Below are 3,787 nucleotides of genomic sequence, written 5' to 3' on the forward strand. Positions count from 1 at the left end.
CTGGCAAGGCGGGGTGCTCATTAAAGTAAACCCACGCTACACCAGCCAAACCTGCTTTGAATGCAAGCATATCGCTAAAGAAAATCGACAAACCCAAGCTAAGTTTGAGTGCGTCCAATGCGGGCATAAAGCAAATGCTGATGTGAATGCAGCTAAAAATATTCTTGCGGCAGGACATGCCGTTTTGTCTGCGGAGGGAGGATGCGGTAAAGGTCGCCCGTTGAAACAGAAAACTTGTGACATTCGTGAGAAAGTCGCCTAAGCGCTAACGCTTTTAGAATCCCCCACTTGAGCTTAGCGAAAGTGGTGGGAGTATGTCAACTACCATAATGAAGACAGGGCATTTACTTATTACTGTCATCTTATCAACAACTATTTTTAGCAAAATTTTACCGTCATATTTATTAGCACTACTTTCAGTATTTACATAACCGTTATAAACGCAATGAAAAAGCATTGAAACACGACGTATTATTTTATTTTTAAAGCCCGCCTGACTATCATGCATAAAAGCACAGAAGCACTAATGCACTGAAGTAACGAACATGCAGTGGGCAACCAAATACAAGGATAATCGCTTGACTGATTCCATAAGCCGCCGTATACATTTTGAATCGTTGACCCCAGCACAGCTGAAAACCGTGCTCGGCGAATATAATAACCACATGAAATACATCCAAGAACGCCTCGATATTAAAATCAGCCAACGCCAAGGCGACTTCTGTTTAAGTGGCGATATTTTGGGCGTTGAGCGCGGCGAACGCATCATTTATAAAATGGTCGATGAAGCGCAAAACACCAAAGATATCAGCGCCGAAGAGCTGCACTTAATCATTCAATCGAGCATCGCCCGTGATGAAGACTTAGAGGCTGATAAGCAATCGGCTGCCGAGGAAGATGCTGATAATTTGGAAGCCGCTACTGACTTTACGCCCATTAGTCTGCGTACCCGTAAAGGTAAAATCATTCCGCGCGGTGGTAATCAGCAGCGTTATGTCAGAGATATTTTAGCCTCTGATGTGTCGTTTGGTATTGGGCCTGCTGGTACGGGTAAGACCTATCTTGCTGTTGCTTGTGCGGTCGATATGCTTGAGCGCAACGAGATTGAGCGTATTTTATTGGTGCGTCCGGCGGTAGAAGCTGGCGAAAAACTGGGTTTTTTACCTGGGGATTTGACTCAAAAAATTGACCCTTATTTGCGCCCTTTATATGATGCCCTGTATGAGATGCTTGGCTTTGATAAAGTCGGTAAAATGCTCGAAAAGCAAATCATTGAGGTCGCCCCCCTTGCTTATATGCGCGGTCGTACGCTAAACAATTCGTTTGTTATCTTAGATGAAGCGCAAAATACCACGCCTGAGCAGATGAAAATGTTCTTGACCCGTTTAGGTTTTGGTTCGCGGGCGGTTATTACTGGTGACATCACGCAGGTCGATTTGCCGCGTGGGCATAAATCAGGTCTGGCACAAGCGATGGATATCTTAAGCGGTATCGAAGAGATTCATATCACTAAGTTTGACTCAAAAGACGTCGTGCGCCATCAATTGGTGCAAAAAATTGTTGAAGCTTATGATGTCTTTGATGAAGAGCAACTTGCCTTACAAGAAAAGCGCAAGTTTGAGCGCATGAAAGAGCAAGAGCGTAAACAAGCCATTTCTGATGCCGCCGCTAAGTTATAAGCTATTTTAAGCGACGTATATATATGACACAAACCGGATTTAATATCCGGTTTTTTAGTGTTAGATATTTATTGTTGAATATTTTTAATATTGATATAAAAAAGGATAATGGCATGAGCCCAGCCGAACATAATAACGCTGATAATCATTTAGATGAGAATATTAATAGCCGTTTTAATAATAAAGAGAACGGTGAGAACTTAGACGCACTTAATACTAATGACAGCTTAGCCGTGCTTGATATTAGCGCCGCCGATAGCATCGATGACGAGATACTTGAGAGCTTTTATAATCGCGAAAAACTGTTAAAAGTCATGATAGCGACATTGGATTATATCGATGAGCGTATTAACCATGGTCTGACGCTGCCTTACTTTGCTGATATCGATAGTGAGATATGGCAAGAAAAAACCAAAGCGCTCGATATTTATATTACCGATGCCCTCGAAGGTCAAGAGCTAAATTTAGAGGCGCGCGGCAAAGATTATGCCACCAATATTTTATCCTACCCAAGCGACTTGCCAGCGGCAATCATTGGGCTGATGCCAACGTTGCCGCTAGGCGAGCTGGTGATTTGTCATGCTGTGGTGGTACGTGAAGCTACTGAGCAAAACAAGACCGTGGCGCAGCACATCAGCCATTTATTGATACATGGCATACTGCATCTACTGGGCTTTGACCATGAGCTCGGACAAGCCGAGCAAGATGAGATGGAAAGTTTTGAGATTGCTATTTTGGCAGAGTTAGGCCTACCAAACCCTTATCTCTAAGATTTTTAGCCTTGTTTAACTTTTCTTTAATATGGTTTTTTGCGCTTGATCCATCTGATTAATCATCTGATCTAAGCCTTTGACATGCACGCTGCGCTGCGGGAATGGGATGTCAATCTTGTTATCATCAAGGGCGTTTTTGAATTGTTCTAATAAATCACACTGCATCGCCCACCAATCATCGTTGGTGGTCCAGACATTCAAGGTTAAATCGACTGAGTTGTCACCCAAGTTGGTCACGCGTATCACAGGCGCTGGATCGGTAAACGCCAGTGGATTATTTTTTGCCAAATTTAGCATAATATCTTTGGCGGTTTTGATATCGGCGTCATAGCCAATACCAACGGTGATATCGACGCGGCGGTTGGGTAACGCCGTATAGTTAATCACCGCCGAGGTGGTGATATCGCCATTTGGAATGATAATATCGTGATTATTGATGGTCGTTAAATGGGTATTGACTAAGGTGATCTCGGTGACTGTACCGGTGTAACTGCTGATTTGCACATAATCGCCGCGCACAAACGGACGAAAGGTCACAATCATAATACCAGCGGCAAAGTTGGATAGCTGATCTTTCAGTGACAAACCAATCGCCACCGCCGCGCCGCCCAAGATAGCAACGACCGAAGTAGTCTGCACGCCGACTTTGCTAAGCGCTGCCAAAATCACGATGACCAATAATATGCCATATAATACGCGGCTTAAAAAATTGGCCGCCGTCGCCTCTAAATGGCTACGTAGCATAATGCGATTGCTGATAGCAACGATTTTCTTTGCTAACCAGCGCCCTATCATAAATATTAATAAGGCAAATGCGATTTTAAGCGCAATGCTGAGCGCATTTTCTGTTAAGGTAGCAAGATCGACGGTAAAACCTAAAAATTCCATACTGACTCTTTATTTCCAAACTGTTTGATCATTAATTTTTGTCTTTTTAATGTTTATTATCATTTAACCTTTTTTAAAAAATGCATAATAACTATATAAGACCGGCACTAAATTTAAACAAAGTTATTGACATACTCCCACCACTTTCGCTAAGCTCAAGTGGGGGATTCTAAAAGCGTTAGCGCTTAGGCGACTTTCTCACGAATGTCACAAGTTTTCTGTTTCAGCGGGCGACCTTTACCGCATCCTCCCTCCGCAGACAAAACGGCATGTCCTGCCGCAAGAATATTTTTAGCTGCATTCACATCAGCATTTGCTTTATGCCCGCATTTGACGCACTCAAATTTAGCTTGAGTGCGTCTATTTTCCTTGGCGATATGCTTGCACTCAAAGCAGGTTTGGCTGGTATATTGCGGATTGACTTTAACAAGTAATCCGCCTGTCCAA

5 protein-coding genes are annotated in these 3,787 nt (G+C 43.2%); 3 read left to right on the plus strand and 2 right to left on the minus strand.

Translation table 11 applies throughout. The features are described 5' to 3' along the window. The 3 genes from CXF58_RS00935 to ybeY form a co-directional block, all read left to right on the plus strand. Window positions 1-262, plus strand: a 262-nt coding sequence (locus CXF58_RS00935) for a zinc ribbon domain-containing protein (protein WP_145989764.1), incomplete at its 5' end; no start/stop codon positions are given. Between the two features lie 316 nt (window positions 263-578). Then, the gene (locus CXF58_RS00940; RefSeq protein WP_180952488.1) at window positions 579-1,679 is read left to right on the plus strand and encodes a PhoH family protein; all 1,101 of its coding nucleotides are present in this window, start codon (window positions 579-581) and stop codon (window positions 1,677-1,679) included. Window positions 1,680-1,792: 113 nt separating this feature from the next. Next, window positions 1,793-2,449, plus strand: coding sequence for an rRNA maturation RNase YbeY (gene ybeY / locus CXF58_RS00945; protein WP_102076296.1), 657 nt, complete (start codon window positions 1,793-1,795; stop codon window positions 2,447-2,449). Window positions 2,450-2,464: 15 nt separating this feature from the next. Here the strand turns inward: ybeY and CXF58_RS00950 are convergent, their stop codons facing one another. Next, window positions 2,465-3,340: a mechanosensitive ion channel family protein gene (locus tag CXF58_RS00950; protein ID WP_102076297.1), complete on the minus strand. Its 876-nt coding sequence runs from the start codon at window positions 3,338-3,340 to the stop codon at window positions 2,465-2,467. 185 nt (window positions 3,341-3,525) lie between these two features. After that, window positions 3,526-3,787 (minus strand): zinc ribbon domain-containing protein (locus CXF58_RS00955; RefSeq protein ID WP_145989765.1); only part of this gene is annotated, 262 nt, incomplete at its 5' end.

Source organism: Psychrobacter sp. Sarcosine-02u-2 (assembly GCF_002836335.1).
GTDB lineage: Bacteria > Pseudomonadota > Gammaproteobacteria > Pseudomonadales > Moraxellaceae > Psychrobacter > Psychrobacter faecalis.

Excerpts from the sequence above, each read along its gene's own strand:
- ybeY (WP_102076296.1), top strand. The coding sequence starts at position 1,793 with ATGAGCCCAGCCGAACATAATAACGCTGATAATCATTTAGATGAGAAT.
- CXF58_RS00950 (WP_102076297.1), bottom strand. The coding sequence starts at position 3,340 with ATGGAATTTTTAGGTTTTACCGTCGATCTTGCTACCTTAACAGAAAAT.